The sequence below is a fragment of the Vibrio sp. Vb0304 genome (assembly GCF_033338995.1).
GTDB classification, from domain to species: Bacteria; Pseudomonadota; Gammaproteobacteria; order Enterobacterales; family Vibrionaceae; genus Vibrio; species Vibrio alginolyticus.
In genome coordinates this window covers 1-1024 of record NZ_JAWOTT010000378.1, presented here as the reverse complement: position 1 = coordinate 1024, position 1024 = coordinate 1, and the positions used below count along the sequence as shown (strand labels likewise).

Annotated in this window: 1 protein-coding gene; it reads right to left on the bottom strand. The window is 46.4% G+C overall.

Translation table 11 applies throughout. The features are described from left to right. Positions 1–139: 139 nt before the first annotated feature. Positions 140–985, bottom strand: a complete 846-nt coding sequence (queF, locus tag R7P35_RS26380) for an NADPH-dependent 7-cyano-7-deazaguanine reductase QueF (protein ID WP_025499679.1) — start codon at positions 983–985, stop codon at positions 140–142. Between the last annotated feature and the right edge of the window lie 39 nt (positions 986–1024).

Genomic DNA, 1024 nt, shown 5'->3' with positions numbered 1-1024 from the left:
TTAGATAGCGGATAAACCCAAATGACTTCAACTTGCTTTTTATAGCCGGTTGAAGTCGTTTGGTATAGTAACATGCTTGGGCAATAAAAACGCCCGGCAATCCTTTTGATTGCCGAACTTATTTCTGCCTATCACGCTATTATTGACGAGCCATGCGATGATTATGAGCTGGCTTATCTTGTTCTGTCGAACGGTAAGGGTTGATATCCAAGCCGCCACGACGAGTGTAACGCGCAAACACCGTCAATTTGTTTGGTTGGCAGTATTTCATCAGGTCAGTGAAAATACGTTCTACACATTGCTCATGGAACTCGTTGTGTTCACGGAAAGACACCAAATAGCGCAGCAACTTCTCACGATCGATCTTGGCACCTTGGTAGCGAATTTCAACGCTGCCCCAGTCTGGCTGGTTGGTGATCAAACAGTTCGATTTCAATAGGTGGCTATGCAGCACTTCTTCTACTTGCTCTTCGCCAGCAGATCCTGCTAGCAAATCAGCATCAAAATCGTAGCTGTTGATTTCAATGTCTTGGTCGTCAATGCATTCGCCTTCCATTGTCACGATAGGTTGGTTGGTGTAGTGACCTACAGGGTTCACTTCGACCAATACCTTTTCGCCCGCGCATGCGGATAGGTCTTGCGTTAAACGCTCTGCTACTTCTTCCCAACTCGCGAAACGGGTTTGGTTGTAGCTATTTAGGTAGAGCTTGAATGACTTCGACTCAATTAAGTTTGCACTGGTTGCAGGAATGTACACTTCGCCAACGGCCACTTGAGGCAAGCCTTTGCTGTTTAGCCAAGACAGTTCGTACAGAGTCCAAATGTCATGTCCCAAGAAAGGTAAGGTGTCGCCTAGTTCAAGGTCATCACGGTTTAGGCTGCGAGGTACAGGTTGCAGTAGGCTTGCATCGTACTGGTTAGCGTACTCAGTCTTTTTGCCCAGCGTCAGGCCAGCAAGCTCTTTAGCGTCAGAATATTTGCTCATACTTTGTGGTCGTTTTCGATTAGAATGGCGAGAATTTTA

Bases quoted from the DNA above. Each gene is read 5' to 3' on its own strand.
- queF (WP_025499679.1), bottom strand. From the start codon at position 985: ATGAGCAAATATTCTGACGCTAAAGAGCTTGCTGGCCTGACGCTGGGC.